Origin of the sequence: Prosthecobacter sp. (assembly GCF_020439865.1) — a bacterium.
In the GTDB taxonomy this organism is placed as follows: Bacteria; Verrucomicrobiota; Verrucomicrobiia; order Verrucomicrobiales; family Verrucomicrobiaceae; genus Prosthecobacter.
In genome coordinates, this window is sequence record NZ_JAGRPF010000051.1 from 93,333 (window position 1) to 111,809 (window position 18,477).

The 18,477-nt window shown below is 58.6% G+C and carries 14 protein-coding genes; 2 read left to right on the forward strand and 12 right to left on the reverse strand.

Going from position 1 to position 18,477, the window contains the following annotated elements:
- Positions 1-6: 6 nt before the first annotated feature.
- From KDL09_RS04995 to KDL09_RS05005, 3 genes are all read right to left on the reverse strand, one after another.
- Positions 7-1,914: a hypothetical protein gene (locus tag KDL09_RS04995; protein WP_294382166.1), complete on the reverse strand. Its 1,908-nt coding sequence runs from the start codon at positions 1,912-1,914 to the stop codon at positions 7-9.
- Positions 1,915-2,193: 279 nt separating this feature from the next.
- Positions 2,194-3,282, reverse strand: coding sequence for a hypothetical protein (locus tag KDL09_RS05000; RefSeq protein ID WP_294382170.1), 1,089 nt, complete (start codon positions 3,280-3,282; stop codon positions 2,194-2,196).
- Positions 3,283-3,362: 80 nt separating this feature from the next.
- Positions 3,363-4,010 carry a hypothetical protein gene (locus KDL09_RS05005; RefSeq protein ID WP_294382171.1) on the reverse strand — a complete coding sequence of 216 codons (648 nt, stop codon included), beginning with the start codon at positions 4,008-4,010 and terminating at the stop codon, positions 3,363-3,365.
- 185 nt (positions 4,011-4,195) lie between these two features.
- On the opposite strand from KDL09_RS05005, the gene KDL09_RS05010 reads away from it, so the two are divergent.
- A complete protein-coding gene (locus KDL09_RS05010) occupies positions 4,196-5,725 on the forward strand; it encodes a hypothetical protein (RefSeq protein WP_294382174.1) in 1,530 nt (509 codons plus the stop codon).
- Positions 5,726-5,820: 95 nt separating this feature from the next.
- Here the strand turns inward: KDL09_RS05010 and KDL09_RS05015 are convergent, their stop codons facing one another.
- The 3 genes from KDL09_RS05015 to KDL09_RS05025 form a co-directional block, all read right to left on the reverse strand.
- Complete coding sequence (locus KDL09_RS05015) at positions 5,821-6,228, reverse strand: Fur family transcriptional regulator (protein WP_294382177.1); 408 nt, start codon at positions 6,226-6,228, stop codon at positions 5,821-5,823.
- An 87-nt stretch (positions 6,229-6,315) separates the two neighbouring features.
- Complete coding sequence (locus KDL09_RS05020; protein ID WP_294382180.1) at positions 6,316-7,269, reverse strand: prolyl oligopeptidase family serine peptidase; 954 nt, start codon at positions 7,267-7,269, stop codon at positions 6,316-6,318.
- 61 nt (positions 7,270-7,330) lie between these two features.
- Positions 7,331-8,455 carry a leucine-rich repeat domain-containing protein gene (locus KDL09_RS05025; protein WP_294382183.1) on the reverse strand — a complete coding sequence of 375 codons (1,125 nt, stop codon included), beginning with the start codon at positions 8,453-8,455 and terminating at the stop codon, positions 7,331-7,333.
- Positions 8,456-8,532: 77 nt separating this feature from the next.
- Between KDL09_RS05025 and KDL09_RS05030 the strand changes: the two genes are divergently transcribed.
- Positions 8,533-8,814 (forward strand): putative quinol monooxygenase, encoded by a 282-nt coding sequence (locus KDL09_RS05030; RefSeq protein ID WP_294382186.1) that lies wholly within the window; start codon positions 8,533-8,535, stop codon positions 8,812-8,814.
- Here KDL09_RS05030 and KDL09_RS05035 read toward each other — a convergent pair whose 3' ends face one another.
- From KDL09_RS05035 to KDL09_RS05060, 6 genes are all read right to left on the reverse strand, one after another.
- Positions 8,815-9,825 (reverse strand): methyltransferase, encoded by a 1,011-nt coding sequence (locus KDL09_RS05035; protein WP_294382189.1) that lies wholly within the window; start codon positions 9,823-9,825, stop codon positions 8,815-8,817.
- Positions 9,826-9,884: 59 nt separating this feature from the next.
- Positions 9,885-11,207, reverse strand: coding sequence for a TolC family protein (locus KDL09_RS05040; protein WP_294382192.1), 1,323 nt, complete (start codon positions 11,205-11,207; stop codon positions 9,885-9,887).
- A gap of 42 nt (positions 11,208-11,249) precedes the next feature.
- A complete protein-coding gene (locus tag KDL09_RS05045; protein WP_294382195.1) occupies positions 11,250-12,236 on the reverse strand; it encodes an efflux RND transporter periplasmic adaptor subunit in 987 nt (328 codons plus the stop codon).
- Positions 12,237-12,242: 6 nt separating this feature from the next.
- Positions 12,243-15,386, reverse strand: coding sequence for an efflux RND transporter permease subunit (locus KDL09_RS05050; protein WP_294382197.1), 3,144 nt, complete (start codon positions 15,384-15,386; stop codon positions 12,243-12,245).
- Between the two features lie 124 nt (positions 15,387-15,510).
- Positions 15,511-15,828 (reverse strand): PadR family transcriptional regulator, encoded by a 318-nt coding sequence (locus KDL09_RS05055; RefSeq protein ID WP_294382200.1) that lies wholly within the window; start codon positions 15,826-15,828, stop codon positions 15,511-15,513.
- Positions 15,829-15,951: 123 nt separating this feature from the next.
- Positions 15,952-18,390, reverse strand: coding sequence for a hypothetical protein (locus tag KDL09_RS05060; protein ID WP_294382202.1), 2,439 nt, complete (start codon positions 18,388-18,390; stop codon positions 15,952-15,954).
- Positions 18,391-18,477: the final 87 nt, after the last annotated feature.

Consider the following 18,477-nt stretch of genomic DNA (forward strand, 5'->3'; position numbering starts at 1 on the left):
CTTGTTTCAACGTCCTGCGGGAAGCGGACGTTTGATGGTGGGGGGAAGATTGGGATCCGATTTCCGAATGCCCGGAGGAGGCTCGTTGCCTGCAGGCCGGTTGGCGGGTTTGCCGCTGACGCCGTTTTTTGATATTCCCGGTGGCAGTTCTTCATTCTCGAACGCTTTCTGCGGCGTGGAGATCGCTCTAGGGACCATGGGCAGCGAGTACCAGTGCATCTGAGGGACCGCACTCAGTTCGACCCATTGCTGTGAACCAAGTTTCTTCCACTCAAGTTCGACAACCGCCCACACGTGTGTTTCCCAAGGCATGCGCGAGCGAAGCTCCTCGGCTAGTGGTGATTCTTTGTCGAGAAACACGGATGCTTGGAATGAATTGGGTGGAGCAGGGCTCACACGAAATGCGTCCTTGCGGTCAAGGTTTGGCACGCCGTCTTCAAAGTAGTGGTGGCGGATGATGCCGACGTGAAATCGAGCCGGCCCTTCCTGATACGATTGAAAGAATTTTTCAAGCAGGCGGTCTTTGAATTCAACAAACGCCAGCCAGTCCACCTTGAAGCCATCCGGTTGTTCTTCCAGCATCACCGGCACCGGGAACTCCCAGGTTTTGTTTTCGAGGCTGAAGATGCAGTGTTTGCCGGAACCGAGTTCTGGATTCGGATCCATTCGAACAAAGTGGATGCTGTCCACGATCACCGGGCCGTCTGCCGTGCGTGTGTAATAGCGCTCCATCAAGGGTTTCATATGCTCGGCGCCCAAGGTGTATTTTAGGCGTTCCGTGAACGAATTGGCGGCTAGAAAATTTTTGAGCGCATTCACCGCAGGCTTGGCCGCAGGCGGGGCATCGTCCTCTTCGATCACATGCGGTTGTGACAGATTGTCAGGCAAGTCGTTTCCAAGCGTGGATGAAACTGAATTCATCGCAGGTTTGGATGGCACTTCGAGAAGCGTGTCAGCCGGCTGCGCCGGAACAGATGTGGAAGTCACTGGTGTGTCGATGACGGAAGAAGAAGCTCCTTGGGAACTGATGGGATTGGTGGCGGCGATCTTTTCTTGCGTGGCAGGCTTCGCCTTGAGTGCCACTGGTTCTGTGGGATCAAAGCCGACCGCGATTGGAGACGGAGCGATTTTTGTTTCCGTGAGGGGTGGCGCGTTCGTTCCTTCTGAGCTGTTACCTTCGGTTGGTTTGGAAGGTGGAGATGATTGCAGAGGGGCAGATTCCGCCGATAGCAGTGGCGATACTTTTGTAAGCTCCTCGTCACTCGCCTCTTGGCTGACAAGGCTGGGGAAAAAACCCGGGAGATAGTCTTTCAGGAGAAACCCGACCAAGCCGAGGAAGCCAATCAGGAAGATGGCGGCAAAGGCGAGCCGGATGACATTGGTTCCACGGGGAGCACGCAGGCTGTTGAGGCTGCGCCCGGCCGGAACAGGGGGAGACGGCGAATCATGCCCGAGCGCTCCGCCCAGACTCAATGAGGGCAAGCCGACGGTCTGGAGTGGTTGCGTGACTGGGGAAATCGGGGCCGGGGAGACTTCCCTTCCGAGAAGTGAAGACGCTGGCAGCGGATGGTTTAAACCTGCCATGCCACCAGGATTACCTCCTGGCATCATGTTAGGCAATGCGGGCGAACCAGGGATGAGGCGCGAATGATTGGGTAAACCACCTCCTCCTGAAGATGCGTCAGGAGAACCCAATGGGGCGTGGCCCGCTGGTGAAGACGGGGTGGAAGACCAAGGCGCTTGGTTCACAGCACTACCGAGAGTAGTTGAAAGGGGCTGTTGGCCAGGCGCGCGCTTTGGCGGCAAGCCGGAATTTGGTGGTTGAGACGGCATGCTCGCACCAGCCGATTCCCCCATTGAAAGAGATTGGGGGGGGGAGTTCCACGTTGGTGGCGACGTGGAGACTTGAGGCATTGCGGGTGCCTGAGCCCACCGAGTTTCCTGAGGTGCCGCAGGGGTGGGAGAAGTGATTGTTTGCCCACAACTGGGGCATGGGCCAGACACACCCGCCATTTGTGCAGGTACAGTCAAAGTCGTGCGACAAAAGCCGCATTGAAACTGGAGCGTGTCCGGGTTCATTCCATCAAGTAGTTATGGCCCATTTAGACAATTATCATTCAAGTATTAGTTTTGACAAATTGAACTTATGAAAGTCGAGGGTTTCATCAGACAGAACTTCGGCTCGGCTGGAACTCAGGCATATCGTATCATGCCCCCGCCTCCTCCAGTGAATGCCCCTTCCAGCCTCGGGATGGTGTCATCAGGTTCAGGCAGCAGCCATACGAGATTTCGCGTCCTGAGCCGCAGACGATAGCGGATATGGCGAGCTGCGATTCCAAGGATGCCGATTGATGACAAAATCGCAAATGCCCAGATGACGACGATGTGACTGCTCTTTTGAGCATCTGGCGCCATTAGGTCGGGGGCCACTTCGGCCAAGGGAAGGCCTGTGTCTGTTTTGATGGCCGGATCCGCTCCCAGAGCTCTTTGTAACCAGAACAAGCGAGTCGAAAGGTGGATGGCGTAGCGGTGGAGTTGATCGTATGAATCACTAGTCTGCAGGGCTTCATGCAGACATGATTGGAGGGTTTCACTGAGGAATGCAGTGGAGGTTTGATTGTGCACTGACTTGCTTACAAACAAGCGCGCACGCCATGGCTCAGCGAGCGGATAAACGAGCAAACAAGCATCTGTTTGCAGCAGTCGCCCAGAAGCAATCGAGTCCAATCTGGCGCCTTCTGGCAGTTTGCGGTCGTGCGGGATCGTCAGGACATAAAGCTTAATTCGTGCGTCCTTGGCATGGAATTCAAGGAAACTTGTCATGTCGTGATTCTGCATTTCCGGCACCAAAAGGTCGGGGTCGATAAGATACTCCTTTGGTAAAAACCGCGAGCAAGCGGCCATGAACTCAGAAGAGACGTCCCTGAGCGAAGACTCCGGCGTTGGCAGCCGCATGGTGCTTACAGCAGATTGAGTGGGCAGACCAAGGATCGACTCAGGAAGAAACAGTCGCATGTCTTCGGATTTCAATCGCGGGGAAAGCTCGCCATCAGGGGAGGGGAAATAACGGTCCAAACGTGGCGCGTCGGCAACCGGGGTATTAAGCAACTCGTTTATGTCAGTGGATGGCTCGCCATTTGCAGGCAGTAGGGTACCTAGGCTGTCCGGCGATGGGAGACTGTTCCGAAAAGTTTTGAGTTCCTGTTCACTCCAGCGTGGCAGCGGAAGCGTTGGTTTTTCGACTTTCTCCTCAATCTGAGGAACCTCGGCGGTGGCGATCAAGCATGAGAGCGCCAGCATTAGTGCCGGAACGAATTTACGACAGCGTCGATCAAGCTCAATGTGATGAGAAGAGCATGCGATCATGGCTTTGTAGCTGATGAAAAGCCAGCCAACGGTCGTGAACCGGCTCTGTGTCCTCCTCTCAAGGACTGCAGCCCCAGATCGGAGCCCGTGGTCAATATGTCAGGCTGCCGTTTCATGCCATGAGCACACTTCCGTAACACATCTGCACATTGATTGCAGACGACTTCGATTGCCCGGCTTGTAGCACCTCTATTCAGTTGAATACCGGCAGTCTGCAACATGCGAGTGACGGTTTGGGGCGAGAAATACTTTTCGATGGCATATCCCAATGTGATGCTGGCAGCCTGCTCAGCGGGATCAACCACCAGCACAATCCCAAAATCGTTTCGTCGGCTGACGGAATGTGTGACAAACGCTCCTTGGTTCAGCAGCCAGAACCCCAGTTCGGCAACGCTCAAACCTTTGGGTAGAACACCTAGGTAAGCGGCAAAAAACACTTGTGGCAAACTTCGTTCAAAATCGTCCAAAATGATTTCAGTTCTTCTAACATCTTCGAGTCGCAGACAATGTGCCGCGTCAGTAATACGCTCCAGCTTAACCCATTGATTTCCAAGATAACCATTAAGCAATGTGGCTGAAAACCCGCAAGCAGAACAGGCATTTTGTGCTGGTGAGATGCTAGCGAGGCAGCGTGGGCATTTCATGTTTATAGAATATATGGAACATACAATTAATCAAGTTCTATTTCGCCACCTTCGAAACAGAAAAAGTGTTTACATCGCGGGGCATTTGTGGTGTAACTAACAGAGATTCAAAAAAACAAACAGGCGCTGGGTTCTTTTTGTCCAATCAACGATCAATTCATCGCCTGAACGTTCATCAACCGATCATGAAGCTAACCACCTCAATTTTCCTCGCCTGCAGTCTGCTGACCGCCGGTTCCCTTCACGCGAAATGGTCGCGCATACCGATCATCAAGGAAAAGCCGGTGGATATCGCCGTCAGTGGTGCGCACAGTGCAGCCTCGCTTGACAGTTCTTCTGGTTTTGGCCGGGCTGACGCCTTGTTAATAGACGATATTACAGCTCCTGCCACGGTTTCTGCTGGTAAGAGCTTTGTAATTATCAATCTCGGTAGACCGGTTCTGATTTCACAGTCATCCTTCACAAATGATGGCATTGAAGGCCGTGCGATCCTTTCCGCGAGCGCTGACAAGCATGGTTGGGCAGTTCTTGAGGAAAAAGTCTTCTCAGCGGCAGATCGTTCTGTGGACTTTAAGTTTGCCGGAATGCAGGCCAAATTTGTGAAGCTTGAACTGGCTCTGTCGAAAGGCGGAACGATCCGTGCGCTTCACTTCTTTGGAGGTCAAACTGATAAAGGCTATGCTGTAAAGCAATCTCCTGACGGAAAGCAGGGCAAGCCAATGGATTTGATCAACGGTCTTGGTGGTGCGCGAATCATTTATGCAGCTCCGCGTCCTGCCAACGGACTCGATACCGCCGTGACCTACAACAAGTTTGCTTTCCCTGAGTCTGATGAAAAGTATCGGACGATCATCTATGATTTTGGACAATTGCGCATTCTCAATGAATTCGCCTCGGTGCATTCTCCGCGACCTGTGCGTTTTGAGGTTTTTGCTTTCGATAACCTTCCGGAGAAGGAAGACTGGCGCGGACGAATGGCGTTTGACCCAAATGACTTCGACTCGAAGTCTCCTGTTGCGGTGGCTGAAGACACACGTGGTTTGGGAGCATTGAAAGCGACACCTGACAAACCCGTCAAAACCCGTTACTTGGCGCTACGTTGGGAACCTGAGTTCAATCCGCCAGACTTTCAGTGCACGGGGGCAGCGGAGGGCAATGTGCTCAATATCGTTACGACCAATACAATCACGATTCAGAACGCAGATGGAACGACTACCACGGTAACTATTCAAGTGGGAGATGCCCACGGAGCAGGTGCTGCTGAGAGTCCGTTGACTCCTGATAACGCCCAGCAGCAGATTGCGCAAGGCACTGCTGTCCAGAGTGATACCACGGTTATCACCACAACTGTGACCGATGCCAATGGCAATGTGGTGTCGCAGACGACTCAACAGGGTAGCACGACGACTACAGTCAATGTGGATAGTTCGGGGACCACCACCACCACCACGGAAACTTCGAACTCGGATGGTTCTACCACCACGATCACGGAAACCAAGACCGCTGATGGTAGCACCACCACGACAGTGACCAATACAGACAGTTCTGGGCAGCAAACGGGTTCAGCTACGACGCAGGGTTCCGGTGGAAATAATTCACAAACTACGACCAGTAGTGATGGTAATCTTGGTGGTGGTAGTTCACCTGCTCCCAATAGCGGTGGCTCTCAGGGCTCGAGTGGTAATCAGATTACCACGGGTCCAACTTCGCCTTGATCTCTTCCGTCTGTTTTAGAGCCCCCGCGCTGTTTCCGGTGCGGGGGCTTTTTTGCTGTTGAGCTCTCAGGTGCTTGGTCGGGTCTCGTAAACCATCATGGAGAGCAACTCGGACATAGTCCGTAAAACTCCAGTTCATGGTAGAGCTTACGAAAGCCTGACTCCTTTTCGATTTGCTTCTCTAATGCCTCTACGGGGCACTGGATGTCCAACGTTTGAATGCGCCCGCATTGAGTGCAGATGAGATAATCATCGTGGCGTCCAGGCTGGAGAATGGTGTAGTAGGCGCTGCGGTCATGCAGGCCGAGGCGCCGGATCAGGCTCAGTTCGTCCAGTTTGACCAGTATTCGATAGACCGTCGCTTTATCCGCTCCGCTTGTCAGGTCAGGTGACTCAGCAATGTCCGCCAAGGAGAGCGGTTGGTGGGCGTGAACGAGAATCGAGAGGATGTTCTCCAGCGCGTTGGTTCGTCGGAGGCCTGCATCCCGTGCACGTTTCATCATGGTTGTGACCAGTTCGCGTGCCGAATCCGCATCGTGATGCTGACAGGTGGCCGAATGATGGTGATGAAGCATTTTTGTCGGTATTCCTCAGTTCGTAGCTGCGGATTCCTTCCTCTGTCCAAACAGCCACTCGTGAAGATCTGTGCGCGGGTAGACAATGCCTGTGATGCCGTGGCCCGCTCCTTCGAGTTCGGTGTACTTCATCAGTTCGCCGCCTGCCTGTTTTACCGCCTCAACAATGGCGCGTGAGCGCTCCACTGGCACCATGTCATCCTTATCGCCATGAAAGACCCAAAACGGGATCTTTTTCAAAATATCAGAGTTCTTGGTGTCGCCGCCACCACACAAGGGGACGCATGCGGCAAACACCTGGGGAAACTTTGCCGCGATGCTGAAGGTACCGAAACCTCCCATCGATGATCCGGTCAGGTAAATTCGCGTTTCGTCGATCGGCAGATGATCCGCGAGGTCAGCGATGAGCGCGAGAAGATTGTCCGCCACTTGGTTCTTCCAGCCGATGTCGGCGGACGGGCACTGCGGTGCCAGCAGAAAGCACGGCCTTTGTGCCTGATTGTCCTCGGAGGTCCAGATTTTCGGCGCGCCACCGAGTTGAGATTCATTGTCGCTGCCACTCTGGCCTGATCCATGCAGCCAGATGACGATGGGATAGCGCTTTGTGCCGTCCAGTTTGGGGTTGCCCCACAGTTGGAAATTCAATCCCTGTTTCGAGACCCCTTTGACAAATTTTCCAGTGACCTTCTGCGCATAAGCGCCCTCTTTCAGCCCCGCATCACGCCGCTTCTCGCGAAGCAGACTGTGGATGTATTGTTGATCCTCTGGCGAAAGACGGTCCAGAGGCAGTCGAAACTGGTTGAAGTCACTCCGGCGGCGAATCTTGACCTCCTTGTCGGAGAATTCGATGAGGTCACCTTGAAACTTCGACTTCCCGTCGCTGGAGGTCCATTCTCGCGGTGGATTGGCCGCATCCGCGGATGTGGGGCACCACACGCTGAGGGCGAGCAGGGCAAGGCGCAATTTCATGCACTCATGCTATGCTATACGTGCGGTCACCGGCAAGCAATTTGCTCAGCCGGCTTCACAATCATGGGGTGATGCGCGCGCCGGCCTTCTTCATTTCATCGACGAGGCTCTTGGACGACTCGTCTATGGGGTTTCCCTCGATAAAAATCTGGCAGTAAGGCGCCCATTCGCGGGCGCCAACATTGTCCTTCTTCCACATGCGGTGCAGCGGCGCGAGGTCAGTGATCTTGTTGTTCTCCAAAAACAAAAACTGCAGCTCGGTAAGCGGCTCCAGTGGCGTAATGTCTGCCACACCGTTGCCTTTGAGCGACAGCATGGACAGCCATTTCATGCCGCCGATGCCGGCGATATTCGTGACTTGGTTGCCTTCGAGATAAAGCGTCCACACCTTGGGCAGTTTGAACAATGCCGACGCGTCCTTGATCTGGTTGTTGGCGAGGTAAAGCGATGTGAGAGACTGAATCACGCCAAGCGCTGAAACATCCGTCACCTTGTTGCCCGTGAGCTCGACGTATTGCAGCGCCTTACAGGCCGCCAGCGGAGTGATGTCGCTGATCTGATTGTTCGAGACATCGAGGAACTGCAGGCGCTCAAGTCCTTTGATCGGGGCGAGGTTCGTGATCTTGTTTTCCGGCAATGTCAGTGATGCGAGTGCCACACATTTTTCTAGGCCTGTCAGATCCTTGATGCCCGCCTTCTTGCCCTCAATGATGGAGACTGTCGCCACATCTTCAGCGGTGATCACCTCCTGATTGTCACGCTTGGCAAAAACCTGCTTCCGCACGGCGGCCTCGAGCGCTTTGTCAGGAAAAATAGCGACAGGCTTTGGTGGTGCTGGCTTCGTAACTGGTGGAGAAGCAGGTGCGGCGGGTTTTGTCGGCGGCGTAGGGGGCACAGGCTTCTTGGCTGTTGTTGGGGGCGGGGGCGTTGTGGCCGGTTTGGCAGCAGGGGGGGGCGTTGCGGGTTTTGTACTGGTGTTCGCGGGCTTGGCGGCGGGTGCAGAAACCGCAGCAGGTTTTGCTTCGACTTTTGCAGGTGGAGTCGCGGCAGGTGGTGTGACAGTTGGTTTAGGTGTCGCGTTGACCTGAAGTGCCGGAGCCGGTTTCGCAGGTCCGGCCGCCGGCTTGGCCTCTTGGGCGTGGAGACTGAGCGCAAACAGTGTGGGGAGTACAAGTTGGAATCTCATGGCGGTCGGGGAGGTTCCAGAATGATACGCGGAACACGGGTTGCATGTTAAGCAAAAATAGCCTCTCTCTTGTGCTCATGGTCAATGTCATTGTCATTCTTGAGGTCGATCCACCGAAGATCGACGAATTCCTCGCAGTCATTCTCGAAAACGCCGCAGCTTCCCGTCTTGAGCCCGGTTGTCTGCGTTTCGAGGTGAGCCGCGACAACACGCAATCCAATCTCTTCGCACTGAGCGAAAGCTACGTTGATCAGGCGGCATTTGATCTGCACTACACCACGCCTCACGTTGCGAAGTGGCGTGAAAAAGGTCCCGGCTTCGTGCTCAAGCGCTGGGCGGTAAAGGGGCCGGTGTATTGATCATTGCTTGATCCCGACCACCATCGAGTCCGGACCCACAAGGTGCTCCACCCGGCAGTCTTTGAACCCGGTTTCCTGCATCCATGTGATGCAGTCCGTTCCGGTGTAGTCAAAGCCGCCTGGGGTTTCGATGAGCATGTTCAGGCTCATCAGCAGGCCGAATGCGTTCTCCTTTCGCGCGTCGTCGATGATTGAGTCATAGACCACCACTGCTCCTCCTGGAGGCAATGCTGCATGGGCTTTGCGCAGCAGCATTCGCTTTGTGTCCAGATCCCAGTCGTGCAGGATGTGACCAAACAGCAGCACGTCTGCCTGCGGCAGGTCGTCGGTGAAGAAACTGCCGCCTGAAAAGCTCACTCGCTCGCTCAGGCCGTTTGCTGTGATGTAATCCTCGAAAATGGGGCCCACCTCAGGCAGATCAAAACCGATGCCCCGCAGATGAGGCTGAGTCAGTGCAATCTGCGTGACCAGATCCCCTTGGGCCGTGCCGATGTCCGCGCAGCTCTGATAATTCGACCATGGAAACTTCTGAGCGATCGCCATGTTCGCCCCGCGGCTGACACCTGACATCGCGTGCAGGAACTCGCGAAGCTTTGCCGGATCTGCGTAAAGCGCGGTAAAAGGATCGTGTCCGCCTTTCGACTCATTCTGCGCTTCACCCGTGCGCACCGCCGTCGTCAGGCTGCCCCAGAACGGGTATAGGCGATGGTTCGCCATCTCCAAGATGCCACCCATGTAAGACGGCTTTGCCTTGTCGAGAAACAGATCCGTCTCAGGTGTGTTGCGGTAGATGCCGTCGTCTCCGCGCTGCAGAAACTTCATGGCCACCAGTGCATCGAGAAAATCGCGCGCTCCGCGTGGATGCAGCCCCATTCGGCCCTGCAGCGTCGCCAGATCACCTGGGTGCTTTGCCAGTTCGGTGAACAACTCCATTTCCACAGCGCTAAGCAGCGTCTTGGAACTCCAGAAGGCGAGGCCGGTTTGCAGGATGTGGTCAGGCGTCAGATTCATGCGGGCGATTGTGCAGGTGGCGCATCGCCATCGCAACCGGAACGAGCGTCACAGACAGTTTACTTTCCCACGGCACGCTTCAACGCGTGCTGCGCCTTGTTGAAATCCGTCACGGCCTGCACGCGGCTCTGCCTGGCCCGCGTGAGTTCTTCACGTGCGAGGAGGTATTCAAGCACCACGCCGACCTGGCTGGCCTGGCGTTCTTTGGCGAGCTTGGTCATTTCTTCGGCAGCATCGACGGCTTCGTCGTTGATCTTGATCTGATCGTTCGCCGACTGCGCACGCGTGGCGGCATCGACGACTTCGCGACCGATCGCAGCTTTGACCTGATCGGTTTGAAGGGACGCACTTTCTTCACGAGCATCGGCGAGGTTCTGGCGCTGACGGTCAAACAGGCCACCGGGTCCGATCTTCCAGCCGAGGCCGACGTAGAAGTCCTGCTGGCGTCCGAAGTTGCCCCATTGCTGGCCGCCCACGCCGGGACCACCGCCGAATCCGCCCACAGTGTAACCGGCCTGCACGCTGGGGATCATCGGTGCCACACGGGCGCGATCCTTTTCAGCACTCATGGACTGGTGAATCGCCGAGGCCGCCTGCATCTCCGGCCGGTGCTGATGCGCCAGCGAGATCATGGTGGCCACGCCTTTGCCGCTCATGATGCGCACGGGCACGAGATCCGACTTGGCCGGGCGCAATTCGGCCTCGGGTGTGAGGCGAAGAATCTCGGCCAGCCCAGCGGCGGAGAGGTCGCGCGCCTCCTGCCCCTGGCGAATGGCCAGTTTCGCACGGCTGATCTGTGTTTTGACGCGCAGCAAATCGGCGCGAAATGCGGTGCCTGCGGTGACCGCGCCCTCGAGCTGTTTGGCGTAGTCCTCGGTGATGCGAAGATCGTCCTCGATGATCGCAAGCGTGGCTTCGGCAGAGAGCAGGTCGTAGTAACGCTCGACGGCTTGCGTCACGATGTCGATGCGCGCCTTCTCAGCCATCTTCTCGGCCGCCAGCGCACGTTGTTTGGCGGCGAGCGCCGCATAATAGAGATCGCCAGGAGACCAGTCGATCATCAGCCCGGTGCCCACATTGTACTGCTGCTTGTTCGCGTTGAACACATTGCCGACGATGTCCTGCAAGCGTCCGTCGTGTCCGCGATAACCGGCGCCCAGACTCATCGTGGGCCAGAACCGCTGCCACGCCTGCTTGGACTCGGCCACCGCCTCGTCATGTTTCGCTCGTGCGATCTGAATCTCGTCGTTGTTCGCCCCCGCGAGCTTCATCACGGTGCGCAGATCGACGAAGGATGGGGCGGCGTGGAGACACGAAGCGCCGAGAATCACTGACGTCGCGAGGTGACGAAAGAATGACGAAGGTCGAATGACAAAGGACATGGCGTGAAGGGTTGGAGTTCGGTATTCGGATTGTCTCATTCGTCATTTCACCGTGACGTCCTGCTTGTCGGCCAGCGTCACGCCTCCCGGCACCAGAATCACGTCCCCGGCTTTCAACTCCGGCACTTCGACGTTCACACCGTCATTGAAGCCGGGTTTCACGGCGGTCTTCATGGCTTTGCCATCGACGTGCTTGAAGACGAAGGCGTTGGTCTTCTCCATGACGAGCGCGCCGACGGGAATGATGGTGGTGTTGTCATGCTGCTCGACAGCGACGCGGGCGGTGGCGAACATGCCGGGACGAAGCTGGCCTTCTTCATTCTTGAAGTCGGCCTCGATGAGCATGGTGCGTGTGGATGGATCGAGGGCGCCCGTGATGCGCGAGATGCTGCCTTTGACGACGGTGCCGCCGAGTGCATCGACCTTCGCTTCGACCTGCTGGCCAACTTTGAGTCGCGAAGTTTCGATTTCGATGACCGGCACCTGCAGGCGCAGTGTGCTGGTGTCGGTGAGCTGAAGCAGTGTGTCGCCTCCGGCGGCGGCATACGCGCCGGGATCGACGCGACGGTCGGTGATGGTTCCAGAAAAGGGGGCTTTGACATGGGCGAGGTCGATGAGCGCGTTCGTGCGTTCCATGCCGGCCCGTGCGATGGCGAGTTTGGCCTCGGCATCATCGACGGATTGCGGCAGCACGAGGTCGGGCGACTTGGAGCGGGCTTCGTGCAGGCGCTTCACCTCGATCTCCGCCGCGGCGATTTGTGCACGATGGCCGATGAGATCCGCTTCGAGTTCCGGCACGGAGATTTCGATGAGTTTTTGCTGCGCGGTGACGACATCGCCTTTGTCGACAGCGATCTTTTCGATGTAACCGGCGACGCGTGCTTTCAAATCGACCTGCTGCCATGGCGCGAAGCTGGCGGGCAGGCTGATCCAGCGATGGATCGTGCCCTTCGCCGGCTTGGTGGCCGGAAGTTCGAGCGCGTGGGCGGCGGTGCCGAGAAGGAGGAGAGGGAGCAGGAGCTTCGTCATGGGAAATCAACGGGCGGGTTCAAACATCGCGCTTTGCTCGTCGTCAGGATCGAGCGAGGCGGAAGTGGCTTTCTTGCTGGCAAGCAGGGCAAAGACGGCGGGCAGGAAGAACAGCGTGGCCACGGTGGCGAGCGCCAGTCCGCCCACGACGGCCCGGCCAAGCGGCGCGGTCTGACCCGCGCCGAGCGCGAGCGGCATCATGCCGGCGATCATGGCAAAGCTGGTCATCAAGATCGGGCGCAGACGGCTGGTCGCGCCCTCGATCGCAGCAGCGCGACGATCTCCCTGTTTTTCGAGACGGGCACGATCCGCGAAAGTGACAAGCAGGATCGCGTTCGCCACGGCCACGCCGACGGCCATGATCGCTCCCATCGCAGACTGGATGTTGATCGTCGTGCCGGTGAAGAACAAAGCGAGCACCACACCGGCGATGACGGCGGGCATCGTGGAAATGACGACGAGGGCGAGGCGCAGCGACTGGAAGTTCGCGCACAGCAGCAGGAAGATCACGACGATGGCGATGGCGAGGCCGCTGCTGAAGCCTTCGTAGAGCTGGTTGAACGGCACGACCTGTCCGCGCACATCGACCTTCGTTTTGCCGTCAGGGGCGGGACCCAGCTCTTCGATGGCCTTGCGCACCTTGGCGATGGCGCCGCCGAAGTCGATGTCGTGAATGTTCGCGGTGATGCTGACGACGCGCACGAGGTTGTAGCGCTCGTAGGTGCCGATGGTCGTGCCCTGTTCGATCTTCGCGAGATTGCGCATGAGCACCGTGCCGCCGTCCTTGCTGGTGACAGGGATGTTGCCCAGATCTTCGAGCGTCTGTGTGCGTTCTTCCGGAATCTGCACTGCGATGTTGAAGCTGATGCCCGTCTTCGGATCGGCCCAATAGACCGGTGTGGTGAATTTGCTCGAAGTCGTCGCGGCCACGAGGCTGCGCGTCACATCCTCGACATCCACGCCGAGCAAGCCGGCGCGTTCGCGGTCCACCTGCACGTTCACCGCGGGCGCATCGAGCGTCTGGGCGATCTGCGCATCGCGCAGGAACTCCAGCTCACCGAGCTTTGCGAGCAGCTTCTCCGCATGCGCTTTGCTGTCGGGCAGGCTCGGTCCGCTGACGACGATTTCCAACGGCGTTGGCGAACCAAAGCTCATCACGCGGCTCACGATGTCGTTGGGCTCAAAGGACAGGCGCACCTCGGGCATGTCATGCGAGAGCACCTCGCGCAGCTTTTCCTGGAACGCGGGAATCTCGACGCCGGCCTCCGGTTTGAGCTGCACCGCCAGCCAGCCTTCTTCCGGACCGCCGTTCCAGAGATGGACGAGATTCACGGGGAAGCTGGAGTTGTGCACGCCCACCATGCCGATGCTGATGGCGATGTTGTCCTTGCCGCCTGCCTCGTCGGCGATGGTTTTCAGAATGCGCTGCGCGATCGCCTCCGTGCGTGCCACCTGCGTGCCGCTCGGTGCCCGGAAGCGCAGCGCGAACTGACCCGAGTCGGTGGCGGGGAAGATTTCCGCGCCGAGGAACGGGCCGAAGGTGACAATGATCAAGGCCGCGCCGCCGAGATAGGCCGGCACGAGGAGGAAGCGCATCGTCACCGCCGCCTGGACGAGGCCGCCATACATGCGGGCAAAGATGCCGGGCTTCTCTTCATGCCCTTGTTGCTTCTTCGGCAGCAGCCAGACCGACAGCACCGGCACCAGCGTGCTGGAAAGCAGGAAGGAGGCGAACATCGCAAAGCCCACCGCCAGCGCGAGCGGCACGAAGAGCGCCTTCGCCGCGCCGACCATGAAGAAGGCGGGAATGAAGACGGCCAGAATGCACAGCATCGCCAGCAGGCGCGGCAGCGTGGTTTCGAGCGTGCCGTCGAGCGCGGCGCGGGCCAGCGGTTTGCCGCGCGTGAGATGCGTGTGGATGTTTTCCACGGTGACCGTCGCTTCATCGACGAGGATGCCGACGGCGAGCGCCATGCCGCCGAGCGTCATGAGATGGATGTTCTCGCCGGTGATCCACAGACCGAACGCCGAGGCCAGCAGCGCGAGGGGAATGTTGATCACGACGATGAAGGCCGTGCGCAGGTCGCGCAGGAACAGCAGCACCATCAAGCCGGTCAGCATCGCCCCCAGTCCGCCTTCCTTGAGCAGGTCGCGGATCGTGCGGTTCACGACCGGCGTCTGGTCGAACTCAAAGCTCACCTTGATGCCGTCGGGCAGCAGCTTCTGAAATTCCGGGATCGCCGCGCGCACCTTCTTCACGACTTCCAGGGTCGAGGCCTCGGCGCGTTTCGTGACGGGCAGATAGACGGTGCGGTTGCCGTTGGCCAGCGCGAAGGAAGTGGTCACGTCGGCGGAGTCGGAGACGGCGGCCACATCGCGGATGAAGACGGCGCCCTTGTCGGTGCGGCGCAGCGGGATGGCCTCGAGGTCCTTGATGTTCGTCACGATCGCGTTGGTCGGCACGATGGGGTACTTGCCGTCGAGGTTCATGTTGCCGGAAGGGCTGATCGGATTGCCCCGCGCGATGGCGCCGACGATCTCGTCCGGCGAGAGGCCGTAGCTGCGCATGCGGTCCGGGTTCACATTCACCACGATCGCACGCGAGCTGCCGCCGAAGGGCGGAGGGGCGGACACGCCCGGCAGCGTGGCAAAGGCCGGACGCACCTTGTTCAGCGCCTGGTCCTGCATCTGATTCAGCGTGATGTTCGGATCATCGGTCGAGAAGACGAGATGCCCAACCGCCACGCTGCCCGCGTCAAAGCGCATGATGAAGGGCGCCACCGTGCCCGGCGGCATGAAGGCGCGGGAGCGGTTCACCTGCGCCACCGTCTCCGACATCGCCTGGCTCATGTCCGTGCCGGGATGAAACTGCAGCTTCATGATCGACGCACCCTGGATCGACTTCGACTCCACGTGCTCGATGTTCGAGATGTAGAGGAAGTGGTACTCGTAGCGGTAGGTCAGGTAGCCCTCCATCTGCAGCGGGTCCATGCCGCCAAACGGCTGCGCCACGTAGATCGTCGGGATGCCCAGCGGCGGGAAGATGTCCCGCGTCATCCGCTGCAATCCCAGCCACGCACCCAGACACACCGCCACGACAGCAACCAGAACAGACCAGGGGTGGCGAAGGGCGAATCGGGCGAGGGACATGCGGGAGAGTGACAGAGGAGGGAACGGCCGGAAATCGGGAGGCGATTACGGGCACCGTAAACGGTCTCCGGACAAGTTCTTTCCTCGAAAAATGCTGCCTTTTACCCTGCCAATTCGGATACGATCAGGCCTTCCCTACTTCGACGCCGAGCTCCTTGAGCTGTTTCTGAACGATCTTCAACACAGCGCGACCTTCCTTGGTGATCTTGTAAGAACGCGGAGCCTTGGGCCCACGCGATTCGTCGGCGGTGGAGGTGAGCCAGCCGTTGGTCTCCATGCGCTTGAGCAAGGGATAAAGCGTGCCGGGGCTGACATCGTAGCCGTGGTGTTTCAGTTCCTTCAGCATCCACTGGCCGATGACCTCACCTTCGGCGGCGTGATGCAGAACATGCACCTTCCAGAAGGAGAGCAGGATTTCGCGGTTGATGAGCTTGAGGTCCAAGGCGGCAGATGGCTGGGATTTCGTCCGACAGGATGCGGCGTGTTTGCATAAATTCAAACAACGCTTTGCGTGGCATCGAGCTGTCCATGACCTGGGCTCATAATCAGTGATGACTGGCGACACCTATGGCTGCCAGATGCCGTCATCGTACCATTCTTTGCAGACGAGCTTCACTATGGTGGCGGTTTGTTCATAGGAGCGCCACAGCGGCATGCGAAGGGTGTGGGCCAGCGTGTGGTCGTAGGCGGCGAAGAGATGGCGCATGGTGGCGTGGTGTCGCCGCGCATAGATGGGGAAGCAGACAAGATGGCCGCTCTCGGCGATGGCGACGAGCTGTCGCGCCCAGACACGACCTTGTGCGTCGCGGGCGTAGAGCACGCGCTTGTTTGCATCAAGCGCGTTGGCCACGGTGGAGAAGCTGTTGAAGCTGCCTGCACTGAGACAGGTGCCGAAGTCCGTGCCCATGCGAAGGATGGCCTGCAGATCGTCCTCCGGGCCGAGGTGCACGGGACCGATGTCCGGCACATCGCGCTCGATGAAGAAGCCTTGGGTCCACGCCTCCGCGCTCGGTTGTGGCAGACGCAGGAGCCACTGCTGGTTCGCCGGATGCGAGAGTGACCACTCGCGTGTGGCCCGCCGCTCAGCGCATGCACGCAGAAGCCGGCGGAACGGGCGGCGGTTCTCCTCACCCGCCGCGGCGGCGACGCGCAATGTATGGGTGACGACGCCTTCTTCATCGAGCATGGGGAAGCGGCGGCGCAGCGCCCATTCGGCGAGATCATCAAGCACGGCAAGGCGCAGCCGGTGGATGTTGCGCGCCAGTTCTTCCATGTAATGTGCTTTCACATGCTCTGGAAGTTTTGCGGCAGAGCGCAGCTTGTCAGGCACGCCTGGAAAGCGAGGATGCGAGGACTGGATGGTGTCCACCAGCACGATGAGGTGTGATAAGGGCGTGGTGGCGATGTCACAAGTCGTCAGCGGATGCTCGCGGAAGGCGACACAGAGGACCTCGCGCTCACGCCAGTCGAGCTCGCCGACGCGACGCATGGTGCGCGCCCACTCGAGTGGTGAAGCCAGCAGCATGCCGGTGATGCAGCCGACGGGGAGGTTCTTCATCTGGTAGATTCCGTTGACGGCGTTGTTTCGCGAGGACCAGCCGACCAGAGCGGGCTGCATCTGACGCCATGCCTTCTCCGGCACGCGCAGCAGCGCTTCATCCTCCTCTTCTTCAATGCGAGCCCAGATGGCTTCGATCATTGGTGGAATGTCATCGCCAGGATGTTTTTCGAACTCGCGTGCGCGCGCCAGCCAGCGCAGCAACTGGCTGACCGAGTGCCCAGTCATGGCAATGTGCTCGGGGTACACGCGCCAGGCGTCGATGAAGTCCATGGTGAGTTTGCGCTTTGCGCGCGGTGTGGACTCGATCTCTCGCAACGTGTCATCCCAGCGGTCGAGCCAGTTCGTCCACTTGCGCGCCACCTTGCCGCGCTTGCGCTCAAGATGGCGCAATGCGTCGAGGATGCCTTCGACGACGATCTTTTCACGAGGATGGGCAAACAGGCGCTGGATGGCCGAGGACCATTCCTTCAGTCCTGTGGCCTGCTTCCAGATCTGTTCCGGGCGGCGCAGCCCCTTGCGGGCAGCGCATTGCAAAACGAAACGAAGCTGACGCCGCCGCGGTTCATGAACCGGGCGTGCTTGCGTTTGAAACTCCAGCTTCCACTGCTTGTGGTAACGAAGCGCATGCGCGAGGAAGCGCGGCGTGCAGCCGTTGGCGAGGCTGAGGAGACAGGTCCTTGCTGTTCGAGTATAATCCGCAGGGCGTGTGATGTGGCGCAGTGTCTCGAGCAAACGATGCATGTCCGCATGCGCTGATCGCAGATGCTGCCGCGTCTCCACCAGCGTCCGCAGAAGTGGAAGCTGGAATGCGTGAGGCTGTCGTGAGAGCAACAGCAGCCACTCGTGATCGCCGTCGTGTAACAATGTGGCGATGAGAGCCTCGCGGTCCGGTTCGAAGCCGCGGTTCAGGTTTGCCGTGGCTGCTTCCAGCGTCGCATGCCATGGCAGGCTTCGCGTTCTCAACCAGGGAAGCCACAGAAATGTAGTGCTGGCGGACGCAAATGGCACGTCCGCGGATTCACAAGCGTGAGGGAATTCCTGTGAGAGCAGTCGCATGGCGGCACGTCGATGAGGCGCCAGAAGGAGTGTGAGTTTTTTGCGCGTTTCGGGATCGCCAAGCCACGGACGCACGTCGCGGCCGCACCATCGCTCTGGCAACGGGTGCGTTGGGCGCGTCGCATCTGCAGGGAGCGCGTTGAGAGCGATGATCACGTCTGCCAGCATGCGCGGCGAGTGCGAGGCGCAAGCGAGGCGCTGCCATGCTGCATTGAGATGGACGAAGGTGTGCAATTGCTCGCACGGTTCGGATTTGACGCGCCAGCCGCTGTCGGTGGAACCGCAAGGGCATGCGGCGCGCATGTGCTGTGCGGCAGGAAGCTGCTCCAGCCGCAAAAACACGATTCGTCCCGCATGCAGACGCAGCGGGAGGTGCATGAGATTCATGAAAAGATGAGGGCGCGATTTGCCACAATCAATGCGCCGTCCGTGCTTGGTGAATCGCGTGGAAAGGAACGCGGGCGGCGGTGCGGG